The organism is Bowmanella yangjiangensis, from assembly GCF_017255015.1.
In the GTDB taxonomy this organism is placed as follows: domain Bacteria; phylum Pseudomonadota; class Gammaproteobacteria; order Enterobacterales; family Alteromonadaceae; genus Bowmanella; species Bowmanella yangjiangensis.
In genome coordinates this window covers 41,488-62,695 of sequence record NZ_JAFKCS010000014.1, presented here as the reverse complement: position 1 = coordinate 62,695, position 21,208 = coordinate 41,488, and the positions used below count along the sequence as shown (strand labels likewise).

Genomic DNA, 21,208 nt, shown 5'->3' with positions numbered 1-21,208 from the left:
GAGGAAGAAACACTATGGCAAAAAACGTATATCAGTTTGTCGATGTCGAGCGTATCGATCCTCCCAAAAAGCCAGCGGCCATCCGTCGTAGCGAATTTGCCGAGATCTACCAGCCGATGAGCGATTCTCAGGCTGCCGGTCAGGCTGACCGCTGTCTGGATTGCGGTAACCCCTACTGTGAATGGAAGTGCCCGGTGCACAACTATATTCCGCAGTGGCTGAAGCTGGCCAACGAAGGCCGGATTTTGGAAGCCGCAGAGCTGTCACACAAAACCAACAGCTTACCGGAAGTCTGTGGCCGGGTGTGTCCGCAGGACCGTCTGTGCGAAGGTGCTTGTACCTTAAGTGACGACTTTGGCGCCGTGACTATCGGCTCCATTGAGAAGTTTATTACCGACACGGCATTTAAAATGGGTTGGCGACCGGATATGTCCGGTGTGGTCAAAACCGAAAAACGCGTGGCCATCGTGGGAGCAGGTCCGGCGGGCCTGGCCTGCGCCGATATCTTGGTGCGTAACGGTGTCACACCGGTTGTGTTCGACAAATATCCGGAAATCGGTGGCTTGCTGACCTTTGGTATCCCGGCCTTTAAGCTGGAAAAAGACGTTATTCAGCTACGCCGCGAGATCTTTACCGAAATGGGTGTGGAGTTTGTACTGAATACCGAAATCGGCAAAGACATCCCCTTCCAGCAGTTACTGGATGAATACGATGCAGTATTTCTGGGTATGGGTACCTATCGCTATATGCAAGGTGGCTTCGATAACGAATCTGCACCTGGCGTATATGAAGCCCTACCTTACCTGATTGCCAATACCAACAAGTTGATGGGACTGGAACAAGCAGCCTTTAACTATGTGGATATGAAAGGCAAGAAGGTGGTGGTGCTAGGTGGCGGAGACACCGCTATGGACTGTGTGCGCACTGCCGTGCGCCAGGGCGCGGAAAAGGTTATCTGCGCTTATCGTCGTGATGAGGAAAACATGCCAGGTTCACGTCGGGAAGTACAAAATGCCCGTGAGGAAGGAGTGGACTTCCAGTTTAACCTGCAACCTCTGGATATTGCTGTCGACGAAGCGGGCCGTGCCTGTGGCGTTAAACTGGTGAAAACCCAGTTAGGCGCACCGGATGCCGCTGGTCGTCGCAGCCCCGAAGCTGTGCCCGGTTCCGAGCATGTACTGGAAGCCGATGCGGTGATTATCGCTTTTGGTTTTCAGCCAAGTCCGGCCAACTGGTTTGCTGATTACGGCATTATCCTGGATGAAAAAGGCCGGGTCAGAGCACCAGCTAAAGGCAAGTACCCCTTCCAGACCAGTAACCCCAAGATCTTCTCTGGTGGTGATATGGTTAGAGGCTCAGATTTGGTGGTTACTGCTATCTTTGAAGGACGTCAGGCCGCCGAAGGTATTCTGGACTACCTCAACGTCTGATAAGGCAAACTTTCGAGAAGCCAAAACGCAGCCTAGGCTGCGTTTTTTATGGGTCAGATAATATCGTCCCGGTGCTGCAATGGCTGATGGTAAGCGTCAAATCGCCTGTCACGTTTGGCCTTACCTTGCGATAACAAGCGCAGTATATCGCGCCAACTTAAAATTCCGATGGGCTTGCGGTGTTGATCAATTACCGGCAGGCAGGAAATTTTTTGCTGGTTCATCAGGCTGATGGCATCGTAGATGTCATCGTCTTGTGTCAGCACCCATAGTTGGCGGGTCATAATCTGATGTACTTTCTTATTCAGCGTCGCCGTATCCCGGCGGGTTTCCGAGGCCGTACCCAAATTAGGGCTGAGCGCTTTAAGCAGGTCGCGGTCCGAAACCATACCCACCAATTGGTCGTTTTCCACCACCAGCAAATGATGGAAAAGCTTGGCAGCAAAAATGCGTTGCACCTCGGCAAGACTGGCATCTGCGCCGATAGTTACCACTCGCTTGGTCATCACTTTTTCCAGACTCATCTTATACCTTTGTATCACACCGGCTATTTGTCGCCCCCTGCGGGACATTCTATAGTAACCATACCTCATTAAGAGACTTGCATACCATGGCGATTAAAAAATCCTGTTTGTTGCTGCTGGCGCTCTCTACGTCGAGCCTGGCCGCAACAGACTGTCCGGAAAAGTTCCATCAGCTGCCGCTGGTTGAAAAGGCGGGGTCTTGTCACATATTTGACGACAAGCTACCGGCAACCTTGAGTTATTTCTCATCCCTGACACCGGCACAGACTCTGGCCTTTTATCAAGACCAACTTAGCGATGCGTTACAAAGTCAAAGTAAAGACCGTCAGGTATTAGAAGACAAGCAAGGTCGCTGGGTTGTGGTGATCTCGGCCGATGGCAAGGGTAGCCAGATTGATATGCTGGTAAAAGAATAACCAGAGCCTTCACCCCGGCCAGTTCTGGCACTTAATTTGCAGACTCTCCCATACTTGCGCCAAGTGTCAAAAGCTTGGCTTCTTTTCTTTGGAGACTGCTATGGAACTGACCATTGTTCTGCTAATGATGCTAATTGTGGTGGCTATCGGCGCCATTAAACTGACGGGCGAAAAGCTGGCCTTTCCGTTTAAAAAACGCAGTAACCTGTTTACCCCCGTTGAACGCACTTTCCTTGAGCTGCTCGAAAGCGCCGTTGGCCATCAATACCGGGTGATCTGCCGGGTTAAACTCAGCGATATTCTCAGCCTGCGCCAGGGCACCGACAAAAAAACCGCGCGTAGCGCGTTACAAAAAGCCGCTTCCAGACAACTGGACTTTGTACTGTGTGACAAAACCGATATGAGTCCTGTGGTGGCAGTGGATCTGGTGCATAACGCCGGAAAAGACGGCTACAAAAGTCAGCGCGACTGGTATGTCAGTAGCAGCCTGGATGCCGCCCGCATTCCCCATTTGCGCATTAAGGTGAAGTCGGGTTATTCAGCTCAGGAAATTCGTGACTGCATCGAGGCCAAACTGGCCCCCATGCGTTACAAAGAACCGAAAAAGCCCCTGATACAAGGCACGATTAAAGACGATAAGGCTGGTTTGGGCCGCGCTATAACGGCATAAGTATTCGTGATGGAGCCAGGGAAGGCATTCCTATTTTAGTTGGTTGATTAACGCAGCCCGTGGTCAGCTGGCCACGTTGCTAAGACGACTTTTTAAAGGTTTACTACCTTCAATTTACAAACCGGCACATACCTAAGCCTAGTTCGCTGCCAGTGCGTTCCAGGTAGCCGTAGTCACGATAAAAGCCTTCCTTCCCCTTGGCGGCAAATAAACCTACTGTTGCTCCCGGTCCTGCTGCCAGCTTAAGGAAGTCTTCGACCTTTTCCATCAGCAAGTGGCCAATACCACATCTTTGCCAATCGGGGTGAACAACCACATCCTGAATATAAAAGTACATATACCCATCCCCTACCACTCTGGCCATACCCACCAGTTGGTCGTTGTTACGTAAGGTGACGTGATAAAGCGAGTTTGTCAGGCTGCCAATCATCGATTGTTCGTCCAAATCATTAGACCAGCCCACCAGCGCTCTCAAGTGGCGATATTCAATGGCTGACGGGGCAATTTCATCAACACTTAAACCCTCAAGATGCATTATTAAATCATCCAGTAAAAAACCGTTGATGGCCGAATAGAGAGAGAAATTTTCGCGTCATTGGTAAGTAAAAATGGTTACTTTGTTGACACTAGCTGCGTAGCCAAGCGTTCCAGATTGTCCAGGCAACCTTGCCAGCCTTCATTATGTTTACCGCGCACCTCTTCATTAGGAAATTGATGATGGGTCAGAGTAAGCTCGGTGCGATTGGGCGACAGGGCCTTAAAGTCGAGACTCACCCTGCTGTTTTGCACCAAATGGGAATTCCAGCTAAAGGCAATATGGTGATAACGGTGAATGGCGCTGTACGTACCATAATGGCGGTAATCACCTGACGGCAAATGCATAATCACTTCATACTCACCACCCAAGGTAAAGCTGTTGTTGACAGTACTGGGGGCATTTGGCTGCTGTCCCTTAAAGAACCATTTCATCATTAATGCCGGCTTGGACCAGGCATCAAACAACTGGCGCTTGGCACAGGGAAACACACGCTTAACTATGATGGGATCCATTCACCGCCTCTTGCGTCTTCAAAAAGTGCTCCAGTTCGTCAAAGCGACCAGACCAGAATGCGCTATGCATGCTGATAAAACTCAATACTTCCTGCCAGATAGCCAGTTCCAGCTGACAGTAGGTTTCCTTTCCGCGTTTACTTTTAACTATCAGTTGCCCGGCTTCAAGTAGACTGATGTGCTTGGATGCGGCACTAATTTTCATCCCGACCCGGGCCGCCAGCTCACCTATGGACTGTGGCCCGCCTGCCAACTCGGCTAATAACAAACGCCGCCTTCGGTCAGATAACGCGAAAAACACCGCATCCAGTTTGTCGTCATTTTCCATATTTGGAAACCTTAGTTTTTTTGTCGCTCGAAAATGGAAATATTTTTCTTATTATTCAATTGGATATTAGAGCCCAGCATTTCATTTGCATACTATTTCATTACCCTGGCAAAAGCCTAGCATAGGGTATCGACGCCAAGTAAGCGCGTTCTACTTATAAGGAGACAGGCTATGCCAAATATTTGTTTAACTTTTTCAACCTCACACCCCGCTGAAAAAATTCACCAGGCACTGACCAGACTGGAAGGTCTGAAAGCCTGGTGGACCCATGATGTTCATGGGCATTCCGGTGAAGGACAAATACTGACCTTCACTTTCAGCAACAACGGCAGTTTTGATATGCAGGTGATCAGAAACAATGGCAACCAAGTGTGCTGGAAATGCATCAGAGGGCCAGAGGACTGGCTGGGCACCCATATTGAATTCAACATACAAGAGACGCCCGCACACAACCAATTGATGTTCCGCCATACCGGCTGGGCTGAGGAAAATCCCTTCTTTCATCATTGCTCTACCAAGTGGGCAACCTTCTTGTTAAGCCTCAGAGACTATGTGGAAACCGGGCAGGGGCGGCCTTTTCCCAATGATGTAAAAATTGAAGCCATTGGTATGTAATTTCTCTTGGGTCTGATGGACGTATCCACTCAGACCCCGTTCTTCGTATCACAAACTGCGTATAGAGTTGCCTATCCATTGCGTCCGCCAGCTACATTCTACTGACTGCCCAATTTTTAATTCTTGGACTGACAGTCCCAAGTTATTAAACTAGCGGCCAATTTCCCCTATGAAGTAATGTCATGAAAATAGCCATTCTGGGCGCAATGGATCAGGAAGTTGCGCTGCTTAAAGAGTCTTTGAAGAACATCAACCACACCCGCCATGCGCATCTGGATTTTTATGATGGCACTATGCATGACGTGGAAGTGATTCTGGTCAAATGTGGTATCGGCAAGGTCGCCGCATCCGTCGCCACGACATTGATGATTGACCAGTTTGCCCCGGACTTTGTGATCAATACCGGCTCCGCCGGTGGCTTTGACACTGACTTAGTGGTAGGCGATGTGGTGATTGGCAGCGAAGTCTTACACCATGATGCCGACCTTACCCATTTTGGCTATCAGGCTGGACAAATGGCCGGTATGCCAGCGCGCTATACCTGTGATCCGCGCCTGATTGCGGCGGCAGAACATGCCACCCGCGATGTGCTGCATGTCAATTTTAGAACCGGCCTTATCTGTACCGGCGACGCCTTTATCGGCTGCGATGATGCCGCCGCAGTGCTTCGCGACAAATTCCCGGACATGAAAGCGGTGGAAATGGAAGGCGCAGCCATTGCTCAAACGGCGCATATGCTGGATACGCCGTTTTTGGTAATCCGCTCCCTATCGGATATTGCCGGCACCAGCTCAAAGGTTTCTTTTGAGCAGTATTTGGAAAAAGCGGCCAAAAATTCTGCCAATCTGGTCATGGATATGATCAAGACCTTGTCGCAGTCCCGCTAAGATCATGCTGGCCGAGCTGTTCTTCCATCCCCAATTACAGGCAGTCTGGTTATTGCTTGTGGTGGTTATGGTCGAAAAGCTCTGGCGCTGGCCGGCTAAATACCATCCCTTATCCTTTTTCCGTTTGCTGGCTAGTCGCATGGCTGCCAAGGTTAACCCCAAAGGCCATAGTATTGGTCAGCAGCGTTTGTCAGGCAGCCTGGGCCCTATTGTGGTGCTCGCCCCCATTCTGGTCTGTATTGGGCTGTTTATCTACCTGGCAGAGTTCCCGGCCTTTTTTGATGCCTTCTTGCTGTTTATGGCACTGACCTACCAGCCCGTGCTGGATGCCTTAGGTAAAATTCAACGAGCCCTGGATGCAGGCAAAAAATCCCTGGCCCGAAATCTTGCCCAGCCACTACTGCTACGGGATACCGAACAACTCACCAGCATGGGCTTAAGCAAAGCCGTGATTGAGAGCGGGTTACTGCGTTTTTATCATCAGTATGCCGCTGTGCTGTTCTGGTACATGCTGCTTGGCGGGCTGGGTGCCCTCACTTACCGGCTGCTGTACGAATTCAGTCAGGTATGGAATGTGCGTCAGGCCGAATATCGCTATTTTGGCGCACCTTTGGCCTGGGTATGTCGCTGGCTGCAGTTTTTTCCGTCCCGGCTTAGCATGTTGTTATTGCTGTTGGTACATGCGCCGCAAAAAGGCAGCAAAGCAGGCGTTCAACAAGGCGCCCAACGCACGCCCAGAGTGACCTTGCTGGCTTATTCAGGTGCCGCCTTAGGTATTCAGCTAGGCGGACCGGCTTTTTACAACGGCAACAAAGTCCGCCTGCCCAAATGCGGTGGCGAGCGCCAAGCCGAACCAGCCGATATCCAGACAGCCAAGATCGCCATAGTAAAAACCCAGTGGTTGGTGATTTCACTAAGCTTGCTGTTATCTACCCTGCCCTTGTTTATCAAAGGAATATGATGAAAGGTCTTATTGTTTCCCTATTTTTATTACTGCCCGGCCTGTCAGTGTTTGCCGCTGAGCGCATAGTCAGTCTGGCACCGCATACCACAGAGCTGGTGTATTCTCTGCAAGCCGGCGAGCAGCTAGTGGCAGTGAGTGAGTTTAGCGATTATCCCGAAGCCGCCAAAACGCAGCCACAAGTTGCCAGTTACCAAGGTGTGAATTTCGAAGCCCTGATGCGTTTAAAGCCGGATTTAATTCTGGCCTGGCAAGGAGGTAATAAGCCGCAGGATATTGAACGGCTGCAGTCACTGGGCTTTGAGGTGTTTTTATCCAGCCCCCAAAGGCCGGAAGATATAGCCAGCGAGTTGAAGGCGTTGGGTAAACGTCTGGGTAAGTCTGAACTTGCCGCACAACTGGCGGATGACTATCTGCAAAAGCTGCAAAAGCTGAGAGACACTTACGCTCAGCAAACAGAGGTAAAGGTCTTTTACTATATGTGGCCAACGCCCATGATGAGTATTGGCCCGCATGCCTGGGCCAGTCAGATGCTTACTATCTGTAACGCGCAGAACGTGTTCGCTGATGCCCTGTCCGATTACCCCGAAGTCGCGATGGAGGGGGTGCTGGCGCGTAAACCCACTCAAATTGTCGCAGCCTTTGAACAGCCAAGATCACAGCTATTGGCATTCTGGCAGCCATGGAAAACCGTGCTAGCAATCTCTGACGAAGCCATTCACAGCGTTAACCCAGATACCCTGCATCGTTTCTCCCTGCGCTTGCCAGATGGCATCAGCGAACTCTGTGGGAAACTTCATACTCCTTAATGCCTCTGATTTGAAAGCTTGCTAAATCAATACCATGCTTATTCCATACTCACCTACCCAAATAAGCGAGCAGGAAAGATGGGAGCCGGTTTATCAGGAGATTTTAAGGTAGCCAATCTGGCCCTGGCGGAATGGGGCCGCAAAGAGATACAGATTGCCGAATCAGAGATGCCCGCTTTGATGGCGATTCGGCATAAATACCAGCAACAACAACCCTTAGCCGGTGCCCGTATTCTCGGCTGCATTCATATGACCATTCAAACCGCGGTATTGATTGAAACCCTGACTGCCTTAGGGGCTGAGGTTCGCTGGTCGTCCTGTAATATCTTCTCCACTCAGGATCATGCCGCTGCCGCTATGGCCGCCGCGGGTGTACCCGTTTTTGCCTGGAAAGGTGAGACCGAAGTCGAGTACGAATGGTGTATCGAGCAAACCATTGTTAAAAATGGTACGCCCTGGCAAGCCAATATGGTGCTGGACGATGGTGGCGATCTCACCGCCATGCTGCATGACAGATATCCGCAAGTGCTCGAAAAGGTCCATGGCATTACCGAAGAAACCACCACTGGGGTGCACCGCCTGCAGCTAATGCTCAAGCAAGGCCAGCTTAAGGTACCGGCTATTAACGTCAATGATTCGGTAACCAAGTCCAAAAACGATAACAAATATGGCTGCCGCCACAGCCTTAACGATGCCATCAAACGGGCTACCGACCATTTACTGGCAGGCAAAAAAGCCCTGGTAATTGGTTACGGTGACGTAGGTAAAGGTTCCGCACAATCACTGCGCCAGGAAGGCATGATTGTCAGAGTCTGCGAAATTGATCCCATTTGCGCCATGCAGGCCTGCATGGACGGTTACGAGGTGGTATCTCCCTACCGTATGGGCAACAACAGCGGCAAATTGGAAGATATCGACCAGTTATTGTTGCAAAGCATCGACCTGGTGGTGACCTGCACCGGCAATATCAATGTCTGTGATGCCAATATGCTCAAAAGTCTCAAAGCTGGCGCAGTGGTTTGTAACATCGGCCACTTTGACCATGAAATCGACACCGCCTTTATGCGTAAGCACTGGCATTGGGAAGAAATTAAACCCCAGGTACATAAGATTCATCGCAGCAACGATCCTCATGATGCACTACTGCTTCTTTCGGAAGGGCGGCTGGTAAACCTGGGTAATGCCACAGGCCATCCTTCCCGGGTGATGGATGGGTCTTTTGCCAATCAGGTGCTGGCGCAGATACATCTGTTTGAAAAAGCCTTTGCCAATATGGATAACGCTGAAAAAAGTCAGAACTTGCGGGTGGATGTGCTCCCCAGATATCTGGATGAAGAAGTCGCCAGATACATGGTGGAAGGATTCTGTGGTGTCATTACCCGCCTTACCGCCCAGCAGGCTGATTACATTCAGGTGGGTATAGAAGGCCCCTTTAAACATCCAGATTACCGTTATTAGTAAGTTGGTATTTGCTGACAACAAGGCAAGTATGGCGCTGTACTCAGACTGCCCATTGGGTTTAATATGCTTGAAAAATAGCAAGGCGAGTGATCTATGCGCTTTATCACCCTACTAGTGTTTTTCGTTTCCAGTCTCGTTTTAGCGGCTGAAAGCGGGTTTGCATCCATTTCGGCACAGCAAATGCTGCAAGTAAAACAAGACGTTGTAGTTGTCGACGTAAGAAGTCCTGAAGAATATGCTGAGGGACATGTTCCTGGCGCCATCAACCTGCCACATGATCAAATCAGTGAATTTCTGACCCAGTTGGAAAATGACAAAAGCAGCTCGTTAGTATTGTATTGCCGCTCAGGTCGTCGTGCCAAGCTGGCCGCCAATGAACTCCAGAAGCTGGGATTTGGCAACATTTCCTTGCTGGAGGGCGATATGCTTGGCTGGCAGGAACAGGGTCTTCAGGTTGAGAAATGAGCCAAAACTACGGCAAAAACGACAAATACGGTCGCTACGAGCTAAGCACCGAAGGGCCATTACTGATTGCCAAAGTGACTGGTGTACTGGGCACCGGCCTGAGTAAAAGCTATCTGAAGAACCTGACCGAGTTAGCCGCTCAGTTTCAAGGCAAGCCATGGGTATACATTGCCGATTGCAACGGTTATCAGGCATCGATCCCCGAAGCCGCGGAAAATTTGCGACGAGCTTACACCGAATGCCTGAAACTGGGATGCGTTGGCGACGCCTACTGCATTGATTCAGCGGTTGGCATCAACCAACTGGCGCAAATCCGTAGGCAAAGCCAAATAAATACTGATATTCATGAAAGAATCTTCGCCGATATGGACAAAGCCAAGGCAGCCATGTTGAAATTCCTGCAGGACGCTGTTTTCTGAGCCTAATTTTCCATGAATATCACGCTAACCACTCCAGCCATGTTGTTTCCGGCTATCTCATTGCTGTTACTCGCCTACACCAATAGGTTTGTGACCTTAGCCACCATCATCCGCAATTTTGTCGATAACAGCGACAGCACCCATAAGCAAATAGCCAACCTGCGCAAACGCATTCAACTGATCAAACGCATGCAGGAAGCCGGAGTGGCCAGCTTCTTTTTGTGTGTTTTATCAATGCTGGCTATCTACCTGAATTACCAAGTAGCAGGCAGCTGGATATTCGGTCTTAGTCTGATTCTGTTACTCTGGTCTCTGTGGCTGTCGGTAGCCGAAATTCGTATTTCTGTAGAAGCGCTGGACGTTTATCTGCAAAGTCTGAACATTCAAACCAATAAGAAAAAATGAGCAATATTAAGTACTTCCCCCTACATGAAGACCATTACGAGCGTCTCTTGGCACTAGCCAACGGCGTGCATGGCGACAATTACATGGATTTACCATCACTCAAAAGCTATCACCAGGCTGGCCTGGTTAATGGCATTAATGCCAGTTGGGTAGCACTGGATGGTGAACGTCTGGTCGGCTTTCGTCTGACCTGGGCTGCCGGTAACTGGCAACCGGATAAATGGTGCAGCCCCGAGTTGTGGGGACATCCCCAGGACAAGGTGTGCTACTTCAAATGCAATACCGTTGACAGTACCTACCGTGCGGCAGGTATTGGCTCGCAAATGTTAAAGTTGTCTATTCAGGAAGCCGCGAAACAAGGTGCCAAGGCTGGCCTTGCGCATATTTGGATGCAAAGCCCCGGCAACAGCGCCTTTAAATACTTCTCAAAATGCGGCGGCAAACTGGTCAAGGAACATCCAGGGAAATGGCAGGAGAACTGCGACAATGAAGGCTATGTTTGCCCGATTTGCGGTACGCAATGTGACTGTGTGGCAGCCGAGATGCTGTTAACCTTCGAGGATTTAAACTAACCTCTGCACACCGGGTAGCGCATGTTGTCGAGCTTTTATGATCCACTTTTGGATAGCAACCCCGGCACGGGGCTGCCCTACCCGGAGTCTTACTGGGCACAGGGGATTAGCCCCTGGTCTGCGCCAGCCCTAAGTGGTGAACAACAAACCGAGGTAGCCGTAATTGGTGGTGGTTATACCGGTTTGTCTTGCGCCTGGCATCTGGCCAGCCAGCATGGTATTCAGCCCACAGTGCTTGAAGCCAATCAGATTGGCTGGGGCTGTAGCGGCCGCAATGGCGGTTTTGTTTTAAACGGTACAGGTCGGTTGTCATTCTCCCAGATCGAAAGCAAATGGGGTGAACAAAGCGCACAGGCTGTTTATGCAGAGTATCGCCAGGCCATTGATACCGTGTCAGCGTTAATCGAGGTCGGCAGTATCCCTTGTGAACCTGTTTATGGCGGCTATTTAAAGATTGCCCATAACCGCCAATCTGTTGAAGAGCTTAAACAGCAAGCTACGTTGATGCGGAACAAGTTCGGCGATCCGCTGCGTTTTATAAGTGCCCAGGAGCTGGAGCAGAACTTTTTACACAGCCCCCAAGCCCACGGCGCTCTGCATTATCCCTATAGCTTTGGCCTGCATCCGCTCAAACTGGCACAAGGTTATGCGAATATGGCGCGTCAGGCCGGCGCTAGCATCCACCCCCAGTCGCCGGTGATACAGATAAGACCTGAAGGCAATAAGATTCGCCTGCTGACTCCAAGCGGTTCACTACTGGCAAATAAACTGGTTATCGCCAGTAACGGCTATACACCTAACCAGTTTCATAGTGCCGTGGATAAACGCCATTTCCCAGTGCTATCCAGCATTATCGTGACTTCACCGCTTAGCGCAGCGCAGCTAGAGGCATCTGGCCTCAAGAGCGGTCTGATGGCCATGGATACCCGCACACTGAAATACTATTACCGGCTACTGCCGGATAACCGCCTGTTATTTGGTGGACGAGGCGCTATCCGCGGTAAAGACGCCAACCACCCGGTATACAAAAAACGTTTATTGAAGGTATTGATACAAACTCTGCCAGCGTTGGATGGGATCCAGGCCGAGTATTTCTGGAGTGGCTGGGTGAGCGTATCTTTGGATGATTACCCACGCATTTGCCAGGCCGATGACGAGGGCCGGGTTTTCTATGCAATGGGCTATTGCGGCTCGGGGGTCTCGTTTGCCAGCCAAGCTGGAAAACGGCTGGCCCAGCGCGTAGCCGGAGACCTGAATTTACCGGCATTACCTTTTATGCAGTCGCCTTTGCCCACATTCCCAATAGCACAGTTTCGACGCCTGGGGCTTTGGGCTTTTTATCACCTTGGACGCTTTCGTGACGGCTTGTTGTAAAAAATTACAACATCATAAGAGTAAAGACCCCAACCGCTTAACCTTCACAAAAGTATGTTATAGCTGTGCATAAGTGATCAGTAAATTGCCAAATTAGCAACATGGACAAATAAACATCACAAAGCTATGATGCCGTTCCAAATTTTCATTTAGTTTCAGGATGATAGAAGAATGTCTGAAAGAACCCTAGGTAGTAGGAAACTAATCAAAGCCACTTTAGCACTCACCCTTATGGGTTTACTTGGCGGCTGCGTCAGCACCACCCCAACAATGGGTGGTTCCAGTGGCAACACGGTAACGGGTGCGGCCAGCGGTGCAAACGCCGAAGGTACAAACAGTTCACTTGAGAAATGTGACGCGCCATTGGGCACTATGTCTGTTTTCGAAGATCAAAGTGATGACTGGTGGTATACCTATCGTAACTATTATCCAAACCTGGGTAGCACACTACCGGTGCTGCGTACCATGATTCAGCAATCTAACTGCTTTGTAGTGGTAGAACGTGGTAGAACCATGTCCGCCGTGAATACCGAGCGGGAGCTGATGAATTCAGGTGAGCTGCGTGAAGGCAGTAATTTTGGCAAGGGTCAACTGGTCGCAGCGGATTACACTATGCAACCATCCATTCAGTTTTCAGAGAAGACTGGTGGTATGGGTGGCTTATTAGGTGGCTGGGTTGGCGCTGTTGCCGGTGGTGCAAGAAGCAATGAAGCCGCAACGACCTTGCTGTTGATCGATAACCGTTCTGGCGTGCAGGTGTCTTCTTCTGTCGGCAATGCCAAAAACTGGGATTTCAGTCTTTTTGGCGGCGCATGGTTCGGTTTGTTCGCCGGTGCGGGCGGCTTCTCTGACACCCCGGAAGGCAAAGTAATCACTGCGGCTTTTGCAGACTCCTACAACCATATGGTTAATTCCTTGCGTAATTATAAAGCGCAAAATGTTGAAGGTGGTTTAGGTAAAGGCGGCAAGTTAACGGTTAACTAAGCTTCAAAGCATAAATTGAAAGGCCCGCGTACCGGGCCTTTTTTATTTGCTCAATGGAGAAACTAAATCATCTGTCAGCAAAAATCTGACGCCCTGAGAGCACTAAGGCGCCATTGGCGCCTTAGTCTAAATTACTGCAGGGTAATCCTGGCAAACTTACGCTTGCCCACCTGATAAACGGCTGTTCCAGACTCAGTCAAAATGAGCTTACCGTCTTCCAGTTTTTCACCATCCATTTTTACCGCGCCTTGCTTAATCATGCGCAGCGCCTCAGAGGTAGAACCCACCAATTCAGCCTCTTTGAGCAAATTGGCAATAGGCAGCCCCTCTGCAGGTAAGCTGATAGTCAATTCTGGCATTTCATCCGGCAGCGCATTTTTGGAAAAACGCTGAATAAAATCCTGATGGGCGGCTTCGGCCGCATCCATGTCATGGAAACGCTCAATAATTTCCTTAGCCAGCAGGATCTTCATATCACGGGGATTAGCGCCATCGGCAACCTGTTGTTTCAACGCGGCGATATCTTCCAGTGGTTTGAAGCTAAGCAGATCGTAATAACGCCACATCAAATCATCGGAAATAGACATGACTTTACCAAACATGTCCGTAGGGCTGTCGGTAATACCAATATAGTTCCCCAGCGACTTGGACATTTTCTGCACGCCGTCCAAACCTTCCAACAGAGGCATCATCAGCACGGTCTGTGGGCGCATGCCCTCGTCTTTTTGCAGCTCCCGGCCCATCAGCAGGTTGAAGCGCTGGTCGGTACCACCTAATTCCATGTCACTTTCCAGCGCCACGGAATCCCAGCCTTGTACCAGCGGGTAGAGGAATTCGTGAATAGCGATAGGCTGTCCACCAGCGTAGCGCTTTTTAAAATCGTCCCTTTCCAGCATGCGCGCTACAGTCTGACGCGCCGCCAATTTAATCATGCCATCCGCTCCCAACTGGCTCATCCATTCGGAGTTGAACCGCACTTTGGTTTTGGCCGGGTCGAGAATCTTGAAAACCTGCTCTTTATAGGTCTCGGCATTCGCCAGTACATCTTCCCGGGAAAGTGGCTTACGGGTTACGTTTTTGCCGGTGGGGTCACCAATCATGCCGGTGAAGTCACCAATCAGAAAGGTTATCTCATGACCCAACTGCTGCAAGGTACGCAACTTATTGATCAGCACAGTATGGCCCAGATGCAGATCGGGGGCCGTGGGATCAAAGCCGGCCTTGATCTTCAGAGGCTTGCCCTCTTTTAGCTTCTCGATCAATTCCTCTTCCAGCAGGATATCTTCGCTGCCTCGCTTAATCTCCGCAAAGGCGGTTTGCCAATCTGTCATCAACTTGCTTCTCATTCGGTCCGGGACATAAAAATAGCTGGCCATTCTAGCCTTGCCCTTGGGGTAATAAAAGGCACGGGAGTAGAAATTCTCGCCAGAAGCATATATTCTGCGCTGAAGCGCCCGATCTGTGGAACCCTTTTTCATGCCACAGGTCTGAATGCCGTTGTTATGAATTTTGAGTAAGAGGTTGTAGTAGGTGGTAAAGCAAACCTTAAAACAACTACCCAAACCACATAAGTGGATGATTGCAGGTTTAGGCCTTATGGCTTTTTTGGCATTTGTCTTGCCGTCTGAGCCCGCCACTGCGTCACGTCAGACTGAAGAGCTGGAACTGGGTAAACGCTATCCGTTGCAGTTAACCGTGGATGAGCTTCCATCTCTGCATGTTAGTGAAAATCGTTTTCAATGGAAAAAGTTCAACGTTGAGCGTGGAGATAACCTCGCCAAGATTTTTTCCCGTGCCGGATTGAGCCCTCAAGATACCTATAAAGTGTCCAACGCAGGGAAAGACGCCAAGACCCTGTTAAAAATGATGCCGGGCGACACCTTGAGACTGGCTATTGACGAACAAGGACAGTTCCAAGCGCTAAGCTACAACATTTCAGCTACCGAAACCTTATTCATACAACCAGATGATCAAGGGCTCTTAACCAGTAGCATAGAAAACAAAGACGTGGATGTACGCCTCGGTTATGCCAGCGGCACCATCAAGAGCAGTTTCTGGAACGCCGGTATCGCTGCCGGTATGTCTGAAGCCCAAATCATGAGCCTGGCCAATATCTTTGGTTGGGATATCGACTTTGCGCTGGAATTGCGTGAAGGCGACAATTTTAATCTGGTATTTGAAGAAGAGTTTATCGACGGCGAGTTTATTGGCTACGGCAAAATTCTGGCAGCAGAATTTACCAACCAAGGCGAAGTGTATCAGGCCATTCGTTACGAAGATGGCAATTACTACACCCCAGAAGGACGCAGTATGCGTAAGAGCTTCCTGCGGGCGCCGGTAAACTTTAAATACATCAGTTCCAACTTCAATCCCAAGCGTTTTCACCCTATCCAAAAACGGGTGAAACCACACAATGGCATTGACTATAGAGCCAACACTGGTACACCGGTGGTCGCCGCGGGTGACGGTAAGGTTATCGCGTCGGCTTACAACAAATACAATGGCAACTATGTGTTTGTTCAGCACGGTGAAAAATACATGACCAAGTACCTGCACTTCTCCAAACGTGCGGTGAAAAAAGGCCAGACCGTTAAACAAGGTCAGGTGATTGGTTATGTCGGCTCCACTGGTATGTCACAAGCGCCGCACTTGCACTATGAATTCTTAGTTGATGGCGTACACCGCAATCCTCGTACCGTCACACTGCCCAAAGCCGAGCCGATTGCCAAACAGGACAAGACCAAATTCCTGGCCCTGGCCGAACAGTATATGGCTCATTTGGAAAACAACCGCCGCATTATGCTGGCCATGCGTTGAGGCCACCGGCACCTATTATGCGCCCCCTAGACAATACGGATTTGCAGATTTTAGCGCTGTTATACAAGGACGCGCGACTGACAAACAAGGAACTGGCCAGTCGCGTTGGGTTAGCCCCCTCATCTTGTTTGGAGCGTGTTAAACGCTTGCAGGCTGAACAGGTTATTCAGGGCTCGAGCTTGACGCTAAATATGAGTGCACTAGGCGGTCATATACAAGCGATGATTGCAGTAAGACTATCAAACCATAACCGTGAAACCGTAGATGCCTTTATGGCTGACTTGTTACCTATGCCGGAAGTCATGCGACTTTATCATATGGGGGGTGAAAACGATTTTCTGGTACATGTCACGGTATCGGATACCCACCATCTGCGTGACTTTGTGTTTAATGCGGTTACCGCCAGGGCCGAGGTCAACCACGTGGAAACGGCACTGGTCTACGATTACTGCCAGAGCCAGAGCCTGCCAGAGTTTTAACTTAGGCAGGTGATGCCAGCCAATCGCTTTTACAATGTCAGCAGAGACAATTTTTCCAGGCAACCTATCCAACCTGCCTGATGGTCGTCAGCCATCGCTTGATCGGTAAAGCCACTGTGAGTAAGAGTTAGCTCAGAGGTGTGCTGGTTGATACTGGCAAAATCCAGACTCACTTCAGTAACCAGCTCACTACCCTGCCACTGCCAACTGAATACCAGTTTCTCGTTGTCCTTAATTTGCAAGTACTCTCCCATCACGATGTGCTGATTAAAATCCGTATCCTGCATCACCAGACGAAACTTTCCTCCTTCCTGAAAGCTGGACATAAGCTGAGCCACTAACATGTCGCCCGGCGCCCACCATTGCTGCATTAATTCTGGCTTGTGCCAGGCATCAAACAAACGAGACAGAGGCGCATCAAACTTAACATTCAGGGTGAATTGATACATAGGTTGTCCATAAGCAAACTGCAATGCCCTATCATCGGCAGACAGGGCATTATCTGCAATCTTTTTATCCGGCACTCATTCCAATAACACCGCCATACTGGGGCCAGACGTATAGTGCTGCTCGGCACTGGTAATAGCCACACGCTGATACAAGGCATCGATGTCGGCTGGCGACATGAATTTTTCACTGAAGCCTGGTCTTAACGGATCAATATGCAATCTGGCACTTTGGATAAACTGGGCAATTAACTCCTTAACGTTGTCGGTACCCATCGCCACCCGCATGGTGGTAAGAAAGATACCGGCAGCATGTTGGTCAGCTTCGGCCAGTTCAGAATGAGACGTCAGGGCCGGGCATAAAATAATAGTGTTGTTCTGACCAATAGATACCTGATGACTAAAAGCCGGCTCCAGGGAGTCAAAAAAACGCACGAAGGTCTGTCTATCCAGACTGGCACCTTCCATATCCACGGTAAACAGCGAACAGGGCCAGCCATGACGCATCAGCTTGCGACGCAGCTCGGCATTAGGGTGCCCTTCTACCACGTGGCTATTCACCCTAAAATCTGGGTGAGAAGCCAAAAAGCGGCAAAAGACCTGGGTGTTAATCACCTTGGATAACATGCGCTGCTCCAGGGTTTTCATGCCGTTAAGCACATCAAAGGCTTTCTCGGAGTCCAGAAACGCGCCTTTTATGTAAAACACATCCCAGAACATGGTTTGTGACCAATCCACCCCATTAACCTTATCGCCCTTGGCCTGGAACATGCGGTGATTCTCGCCTATCACCACCCCGGCTGTGGTGGCACCGCTTCCACAAATATCTTTGGTGTAGCTGTGTACCAGATAATCCGGTCGCTCAGCCTTGTCAGCACATTGCAGTGGCTGACTAAGTACCGGGGTGGCCAGGGTGGCATCCAGCATAACCAGATGATTTCCCTGATGAGCAAGACGGCAGATACCCGGCACGTCCAACACATAGCCGTGGGGGTTACAAGGCGATTCCAAATAAACGTGTAACTTCTTGCCCTGCGCCAGACGGTCAGCGTGTCTAGCTTTAACCCCCGCTAAAAAATCGGCAAATTCATCGGCCTGATAACCGTCAAACCACTCAAGCTGAATCGCCAGGCGGTCTGCTCTGGCAAAGTAGTCATGCAGTAACTGAAACACGCCGCCATAAATATTACGCGACACCACTAACACATCACCATGTCGCAGAACGTTGGACAGCATGCCGTCTATCGCCGCCATCCCGGAATTAAAATTCCAGGCCAGATACTCAGCCGCATAAGGCCCGGCCTCCAAGTCAACAATGGCATTAGCCAACGAAATAGCGGTCGGATTTAACAGGCGAGAATAAATCTGGTGGGTCGCTTCTTTGCCCTGAAAAGCATCATCCACCCATTCGGTGCAGGCATAAACATAGGTTGCAGTGCGCACCACTACCGGCGTTGCTGAAAACAGCGCCGTGACATTGTCAAACAGCGGATAGTGATTGCGAGCCAGCTGCGAGCCTTGCTGACGGTGCAAACTTTGATGTACTGCCCGAAAGGGATTTTGCAGGGTATCTAATACCTTAGCTATTTGGAATGACAGAAATTTTTTGGCATTAAAACGGGCAATCTTATCCTCCCGGCTAAGTCCTTCCAGGGTGTTCTGGGTGACCTGCCAGAGGCGGGCAACATCCCCCTGGGTCTGGTATAGATGCAACGCCGCCTGATAGAGCGCCTGACCATAGTCCGACGTAGCATCAATACCAAAGTGCTGTAATTGTTCCTGTGCCAACTCCTGCACTGTTTCTGCGTGTGAGCTATTGCGCCGTGGAGAGAGTTGCTTTGCTTGCTGAATATTATCTGACATAAATCTGCCTAATTGGTACGAATTGCAACCAGCCTAAACAGAATTATATTTTAAATAAACAAATTTTTAACAAACAAAAAATGGATTAATTCAAATTAACCCAAACAATAAACAAATGAAAACTATTTAAAGTGAATCAAGTCAGCAACAATAAGCGAAGCAGGCAGCCCCGTCGTGCGGGGCTATTTAAGAAGGGGAAACAGGCTACTCGCGTGGATCGGTTGCCAGAGATTCTGCTTTAGTCGCATGTTTGGCATGAAAAGCCATTAGTGAAGGATAAGTCTGCACATCATGCAATTCACGGAACAATACCCAGTCCAATAAGCAATACAAACAAATCGCTGGATAATCCCATTGGTCGAATTCTCCATCTGCCGCAAGTTTTTCCAATTCAGCAAACACGGTTTCAATGCGCTCTTGCTGCAGGCGGAAAATAAGTTTGGCTGAGTCGGCCACAACATCAGAACGCTTCATTAGCAGCGCCTGTACCAGGGCATCATTGACCGAATCAATCAAGGTCAGGGTATTTTCCTGCGCCCAGCTCAACCTGGTCAGCCCCAACTTCTCACTCAGGTAACGAAAAATCACCCGAGAATCAAAAATCACCTCACCATCATCGTCCAGCATGGGGATTTTCAAGGTCGGGTTTAATGATCGCAGCAATTCTCTATCTGCACCTTCGAAAATCTGCATATTGATAAACTCATGGTCGTGATCGACCAACAGCAGGCGTAAACGGCGCACAAAAGGTGATGTGGTTGAGCCGTATAGCTTAAGCATGGCAATGCTCCATTTGATGTTTAAGGGGATTTTGTTAGACGAGCCTGTTGATAGCTCGCCTGGTCAGGAAAGTAACCAGCTGCTGCGCCAGATGCAACCAATTGCCGGAAACTCTGCTCAAAAATTTTCCTTAGTAAATGACCACGACTGGTATTTTGAAATACCACGAACAAAGGTAAGGCTTCTTTAATCTCACGCTGCACATAGATAGCCTTTTCCTCATCACTTAAGTTGTAGCTAAAATCCACCAGCAGATCCACACGCTGGCTTTGCAGTAGCTTGACGCAGTCCAGCAGGTTGCTGGCCTCATAAATCTCAAGATTGGCGGGTAGCCAACTGGCGAACTCATAGCCCAGCACATGGCAGGCCTTACCTGGTTTCCCCCCGTCTAGCATGGCCGTCAGGCGCGAAGCATCCGCCGCCACAGCCACCACGGGATACTCATAGTCAATATGCACATTGGAACGAAGGGCATCCGCAGGGACTTCAATGGCATAGGCCCCTACCAGCATGTCAAAGCGGCCTTCCATAAACTCTTGTTTTGCCCGCTTCCAGTTTGATTGCCGCGTTTCCAGCTCCACGGCCTGATCAGCAAAAACCCCGGCTAAAATGCGCCAGTATGTCGATTGTGGAGTGTCCGTGTAGCCCTGCCAATTGCCCGATATCGCAGACACTTTGCTACTTGGCCCTAGGGAGGGGGCGATATGTATTGGTGGGATCCCATACTTCTGACGTAGCCGCCACACTTCACCGGTCAACTCCATCTCTTCCAGTTTGCTTGCCAGCTTTCTGGCCAGCGAAGCATGCTTTGCGTGTAAGTAATGAAATATGGAAGCATTATCCAGTGGGTATTGGATCCAATGTGCTGAGCTTTGATAAAAGCTCGCCGGCACAATCAATTCGGTCATGACTGCCGCATCCACCCGCTTTAACCTCAGCATGTCCAATACCGCGTTGGTATCACCTAGTTTCAGGATTTGCGGATGCACCGGCTGACGATTGAAATAGTCTTCCTGAAACTGAAATCCCCTTAATGTCACCAGACTATTAAGGTCGCCCAGTTCACATAGTCCGCAGCGACGCCGGTCAGCCAGCAACACCAAATTGAAATCGTAGAGCGGGAAAGGCACTTGAATCAGATTTGGGTACACGCCTCCTATGCTCTGCCCCCTGTCTCGCAAGCCATCCAAGCGCCCTTCGTCAGCCTCAATAAAGCTGCGCCCAAGGGGCATGGACTCAAGCTCGAGACGATAACCAAGAGAAGCATAAGCATTCCCCAGCAGTTCCCCAACAAACTGACTGTAAGGACTATCCGGCTGAATGGGGCTGTCCATTTTTAGCGGTTTTAGCTCCTCGTCTGCCAACAGCGGTCTGCTAATGGCGATAAGGAGTAACCCGGCCCAACACATCAAACGGGCTCGGTAATATCTATTCAAATGGAACAAACTCACAA

25 protein-coding genes are annotated in these 21,208 nt (G+C 49.9%); 16 read left to right on the top strand and 9 right to left on the bottom strand.

Going from position 1 to position 21,208, the window contains the following annotated elements; all coding sequences use genetic code 11:
* Positions 1–14: 14 nt before the first annotated feature.
* Complete coding sequence (locus J0A65_RS14320) at positions 15–1,430, top strand: FAD-dependent oxidoreductase (RefSeq protein WP_206594943.1); 1,416 nt, start codon at positions 15–17, stop codon at positions 1,428–1,430.
* Positions 1,431–1,483: 53 nt separating this feature from the next.
* Here J0A65_RS14320 and J0A65_RS14315 read toward each other — a convergent pair whose 3' ends face one another.
* Positions 1,484–1,954 carry a CBS domain-containing protein gene (locus J0A65_RS14315; RefSeq protein WP_206594941.1) on the bottom strand — a complete coding sequence of 157 codons (471 nt, stop codon included), beginning with the start codon at positions 1,952–1,954 and terminating at the stop codon, positions 1,484–1,486.
* Between the two features lie 86 nt (positions 1,955–2,040).
* Between J0A65_RS14315 and J0A65_RS14310 the strand changes: the two genes are divergently transcribed.
* Both J0A65_RS14310 and J0A65_RS14305 read left to right on the top strand, forming a co-directional pair.
* A complete protein-coding gene (locus tag J0A65_RS14310) occupies positions 2,041–2,370 on the top strand; it encodes a hypothetical protein (RefSeq protein ID WP_206594939.1) in 330 nt (109 codons plus the stop codon).
* Positions 2,371–2,470: 100 nt separating this feature from the next.
* The gene (locus tag J0A65_RS14305; RefSeq protein WP_206594937.1) at positions 2,471–3,040 is read left to right on the top strand and encodes a DUF2726 domain-containing protein; all 570 of its coding nucleotides are present in this window, start codon (positions 2,471–2,473) and stop codon (positions 3,038–3,040) included.
* A 109-nt stretch (positions 3,041–3,149) separates the two neighbouring features.
* Here the strand turns inward: J0A65_RS14305 and J0A65_RS14300 are convergent, their stop codons facing one another.
* The 3 genes from J0A65_RS14300 to J0A65_RS14290 all read right to left on the bottom strand — a co-directional run bounded on the left by J0A65_RS14300 (position 3,150) and on the right by J0A65_RS14290 (position 4,418).
* Positions 3,150–3,575 (bottom strand): GNAT family N-acetyltransferase, encoded by a 426-nt coding sequence (locus J0A65_RS14300; RefSeq protein WP_206594935.1) that lies wholly within the window; start codon positions 3,573–3,575, stop codon positions 3,150–3,152.
* Between the two features lie 77 nt (positions 3,576–3,652).
* Complete coding sequence (locus J0A65_RS14295) at positions 3,653–4,090, bottom strand: SRPBCC family protein (protein ID WP_206594933.1); 438 nt, start codon at positions 4,088–4,090, stop codon at positions 3,653–3,655.
* A complete protein-coding gene (locus J0A65_RS14290) occupies positions 4,071–4,418 on the bottom strand; it encodes an ArsR/SmtB family transcription factor (protein WP_206594931.1) in 348 nt (115 codons plus the stop codon). Before J0A65_RS14290 ends, J0A65_RS14295 begins: the two co-directional genes overlap by 20 nt.
* 171 nt (positions 4,419–4,589) lie before the next feature.
* Between J0A65_RS14290 and J0A65_RS14285 the strand changes: the two genes are divergently transcribed.
* The 11 genes from J0A65_RS14285 to J0A65_RS14235 all read left to right on the top strand — a co-directional run bounded on the left by J0A65_RS14285 (position 4,590) and on the right by J0A65_RS14235 (position 13,370).
* Complete coding sequence (locus J0A65_RS14285; RefSeq protein WP_206594929.1) at positions 4,590–5,033, top strand: SRPBCC family protein; 444 nt, start codon at positions 4,590–4,592, stop codon at positions 5,031–5,033.
* A gap of 182 nt (positions 5,034–5,215) precedes the next feature.
* Positions 5,216–5,920, top strand: a complete 705-nt coding sequence (locus tag J0A65_RS14280) for a 5'-methylthioadenosine/adenosylhomocysteine nucleosidase (protein WP_206594927.1) — start codon at positions 5,216–5,218, stop codon at positions 5,918–5,920.
* Positions 5,921–5,924: 4 nt separating this feature from the next.
* Positions 5,925–6,881, top strand: a complete 957-nt coding sequence (locus J0A65_RS14275) for a cobalamin biosynthesis protein CobD/CbiB (RefSeq protein ID WP_206594925.1) — start codon at positions 5,925–5,927, stop codon at positions 6,879–6,881.
* Positions 6,881–7,690, top strand: coding sequence for a cobalamin-binding protein (locus tag J0A65_RS14270; RefSeq protein ID WP_206594923.1), 810 nt, complete (start codon positions 6,881–6,883; stop codon positions 7,688–7,690). Before J0A65_RS14275 ends, J0A65_RS14270 begins: the two co-directional genes overlap by 1 nt.
* Positions 7,691–7,768: 78 nt before the next feature.
* Positions 7,769–9,148 carry an adenosylhomocysteinase gene (gene ahcY, locus J0A65_RS14265; protein WP_206594921.1) on the top strand — a complete coding sequence of 460 codons (1,380 nt, stop codon included), beginning with the start codon at positions 7,769–7,771 and terminating at the stop codon, positions 9,146–9,148.
* A gap of 96 nt (positions 9,149–9,244) precedes the next feature.
* Positions 9,245–9,616 (top strand): rhodanese-like domain-containing protein, encoded by a 372-nt coding sequence (locus J0A65_RS14260; RefSeq protein WP_206594918.1) that lies wholly within the window; start codon positions 9,245–9,247, stop codon positions 9,614–9,616.
* On the top strand, positions 9,613–10,035 hold the full coding sequence (locus J0A65_RS14255) for a hypothetical protein (protein WP_206594916.1): 423 nt from the start codon (positions 9,613–9,615) through the stop codon (positions 10,033–10,035). The genes J0A65_RS14260 and J0A65_RS14255 overlap by 4 nt, the downstream gene beginning before the upstream one ends.
* 12 nt (positions 10,036–10,047) lie before the next feature.
* A complete protein-coding gene (locus J0A65_RS14250) occupies positions 10,048–10,440 on the top strand; it encodes a DUF2721 domain-containing protein (protein ID WP_206594914.1) in 393 nt (130 codons plus the stop codon).
* Complete coding sequence (locus J0A65_RS14245; protein WP_206594906.1) at positions 10,437–11,012, top strand: GNAT family N-acetyltransferase; 576 nt, start codon at positions 10,437–10,439, stop codon at positions 11,010–11,012. Before J0A65_RS14250 ends, J0A65_RS14245 begins: the two co-directional genes overlap by 4 nt.
* Before the next feature lie 21 nt (positions 11,013–11,033).
* On the top strand, positions 11,034–12,386 hold the full coding sequence (locus J0A65_RS14240; RefSeq protein WP_206594904.1) for an NAD(P)/FAD-dependent oxidoreductase: 1,353 nt from the start codon (positions 11,034–11,036) through the stop codon (positions 12,384–12,386).
* 171 nt (positions 12,387–12,557) lie between these two features.
* Positions 12,558–13,370, top strand: coding sequence for a CsgG/HfaB family protein (locus J0A65_RS14235; protein WP_206594902.1), 813 nt, complete (start codon positions 12,558–12,560; stop codon positions 13,368–13,370).
* Between the two features lie 131 nt (positions 13,371–13,501).
* Here the strand turns inward: J0A65_RS14235 and tyrS are convergent, their stop codons facing one another.
* A complete protein-coding gene (gene tyrS, locus J0A65_RS14230; protein ID WP_206594900.1) occupies positions 13,502–14,701 on the bottom strand; it encodes a tyrosine--tRNA ligase in 1,200 nt (399 codons plus the stop codon).
* A 199-nt stretch (positions 14,702–14,900) separates the two neighbouring features.
* Here tyrS and J0A65_RS14225 point away from each other — a divergent pair, with 199 nt between their 5' ends.
* On the top strand, positions 14,901–16,187 hold the full coding sequence (locus J0A65_RS14225; protein ID WP_206594898.1) for a peptidoglycan DD-metalloendopeptidase family protein: 1,287 nt from the start codon (positions 14,901–14,903) through the stop codon (positions 16,185–16,187).
* Between the two features lie 17 nt (positions 16,188–16,204).
* Positions 16,205–16,666: an Lrp/AsnC family transcriptional regulator gene (locus tag J0A65_RS14220; protein ID WP_206594896.1), complete on the top strand. Its 462-nt coding sequence runs from the start codon at positions 16,205–16,207 to the stop codon at positions 16,664–16,666.
* Positions 16,667–16,695: 29 nt separating this feature from the next.
* On the opposite strand, the gene J0A65_RS14215 is transcribed toward J0A65_RS14220, so the two are convergent.
* The 4 genes from J0A65_RS14215 to J0A65_RS14200 form a co-directional block, all read right to left on the bottom strand.
* Positions 16,696–17,190, bottom strand: coding sequence for an SRPBCC family protein (locus J0A65_RS14215; RefSeq protein ID WP_206594894.1), 495 nt, complete (start codon positions 17,188–17,190; stop codon positions 16,696–16,698).
* A complete protein-coding gene (locus tag J0A65_RS14210) occupies positions 17,191–18,975 on the bottom strand; it encodes a trans-sulfuration enzyme family protein (protein ID WP_206594893.1) in 1,785 nt (594 codons plus the stop codon).
* A gap of 204 nt (positions 18,976–19,179) precedes the next feature.
* Positions 19,180–19,755 (bottom strand): glutathione S-transferase family protein, encoded by a 576-nt coding sequence (locus J0A65_RS14205; protein ID WP_206594891.1) that lies wholly within the window; start codon positions 19,753–19,755, stop codon positions 19,180–19,182.
* Between the two features lie 20 nt (positions 19,756–19,775).
* Positions 19,776–21,119 (bottom strand): hypothetical protein, encoded by a 1,344-nt coding sequence (locus J0A65_RS14200; RefSeq protein WP_206594889.1) that lies wholly within the window; start codon positions 21,117–21,119, stop codon positions 19,776–19,778.
* Positions 21,120–21,208: the final 89 nt, after the last annotated feature.

Bases quoted from the DNA above. Each gene is read 5' to 3' on its own strand.
- J0A65_RS14320 (WP_206594943.1), top strand. From the start codon at position 15: ATGGCAAAAAACGTATATCAGTTTGTCGATGTCGAGCGTATCGATCCT.
- J0A65_RS14315 (WP_206594941.1), bottom strand. From the start codon at position 1,954: ATGAGTCTGGAAAAAGTGATGACCAAGCGAGTGGTAACTATCGGCGCA.
- J0A65_RS14310 (WP_206594939.1), top strand. From the start codon at position 2,041: ATGGCGATTAAAAAATCCTGTTTGTTGCTGCTGGCGCTCTCTACGTCG.
- J0A65_RS14305 (WP_206594937.1), top strand. From the start codon at position 2,471: ATGGAACTGACCATTGTTCTGCTAATGATGCTAATTGTGGTGGCTATC.
- J0A65_RS14300 (WP_206594935.1), bottom strand. From the start codon at position 3,575: ATGCATCTTGAGGGTTTAAGTGTTGATGAAATTGCCCCGTCAGCCATT.
- J0A65_RS14295 (WP_206594933.1), bottom strand. From the start codon at position 4,090: ATGGATCCCATCATAGTTAAGCGTGTGTTTCCCTGTGCCAAGCGCCAG.
- J0A65_RS14290 (WP_206594931.1), bottom strand. From the start codon at position 4,418: ATGGAAAATGACGACAAACTGGATGCGGTGTTTTTCGCGTTATCTGAC.
- J0A65_RS14285 (WP_206594929.1), top strand. From the start codon at position 4,590: ATGCCAAATATTTGTTTAACTTTTTCAACCTCACACCCCGCTGAAAAA.
- J0A65_RS14280 (WP_206594927.1), top strand. From the start codon at position 5,216: ATGAAAATAGCCATTCTGGGCGCAATGGATCAGGAAGTTGCGCTGCTT.
- J0A65_RS14275 (WP_206594925.1), top strand. From the start codon at position 5,925: ATGCTGGCCGAGCTGTTCTTCCATCCCCAATTACAGGCAGTCTGGTTA.
- J0A65_RS14270 (WP_206594923.1), top strand. From the start codon at position 6,881: ATGAAAGGTCTTATTGTTTCCCTATTTTTATTACTGCCCGGCCTGTCA.
- ahcY (WP_206594921.1), top strand. From the start codon at position 7,769: ATGGGAGCCGGTTTATCAGGAGATTTTAAGGTAGCCAATCTGGCCCTG.
- J0A65_RS14260 (WP_206594918.1), top strand. From the start codon at position 9,245: ATGCGCTTTATCACCCTACTAGTGTTTTTCGTTTCCAGTCTCGTTTTA.
- J0A65_RS14255 (WP_206594916.1), top strand. From the start codon at position 9,613: ATGAGCCAAAACTACGGCAAAAACGACAAATACGGTCGCTACGAGCTA.
- J0A65_RS14250 (WP_206594914.1), top strand. From the start codon at position 10,048: ATGAATATCACGCTAACCACTCCAGCCATGTTGTTTCCGGCTATCTCA.
- J0A65_RS14245 (WP_206594906.1), top strand. From the start codon at position 10,437: ATGAGCAATATTAAGTACTTCCCCCTACATGAAGACCATTACGAGCGT.
- J0A65_RS14240 (WP_206594904.1), top strand. From the start codon at position 11,034: ATGTTGTCGAGCTTTTATGATCCACTTTTGGATAGCAACCCCGGCACG.
- J0A65_RS14235 (WP_206594902.1), top strand. From the start codon at position 12,558: ATGTCTGAAAGAACCCTAGGTAGTAGGAAACTAATCAAAGCCACTTTA.
- tyrS (WP_206594900.1), bottom strand. From the start codon at position 14,701: ATGACAGATTGGCAAACCGCCTTTGCGGAGATTAAGCGAGGCAGCGAA.
- J0A65_RS14220 (WP_206594896.1), top strand. From the start codon at position 16,205: ATGCGCCCCCTAGACAATACGGATTTGCAGATTTTAGCGCTGTTATAC.
- J0A65_RS14210 (WP_206594893.1), bottom strand. From the start codon at position 18,975: ATGTCAGATAATATTCAGCAAGCAAAGCAACTCTCTCCACGGCGCAAT.
- J0A65_RS14205 (WP_206594891.1), bottom strand. From the start codon at position 19,755: ATGCTTAAGCTATACGGCTCAACCACATCACCTTTTGTGCGCCGTTTA.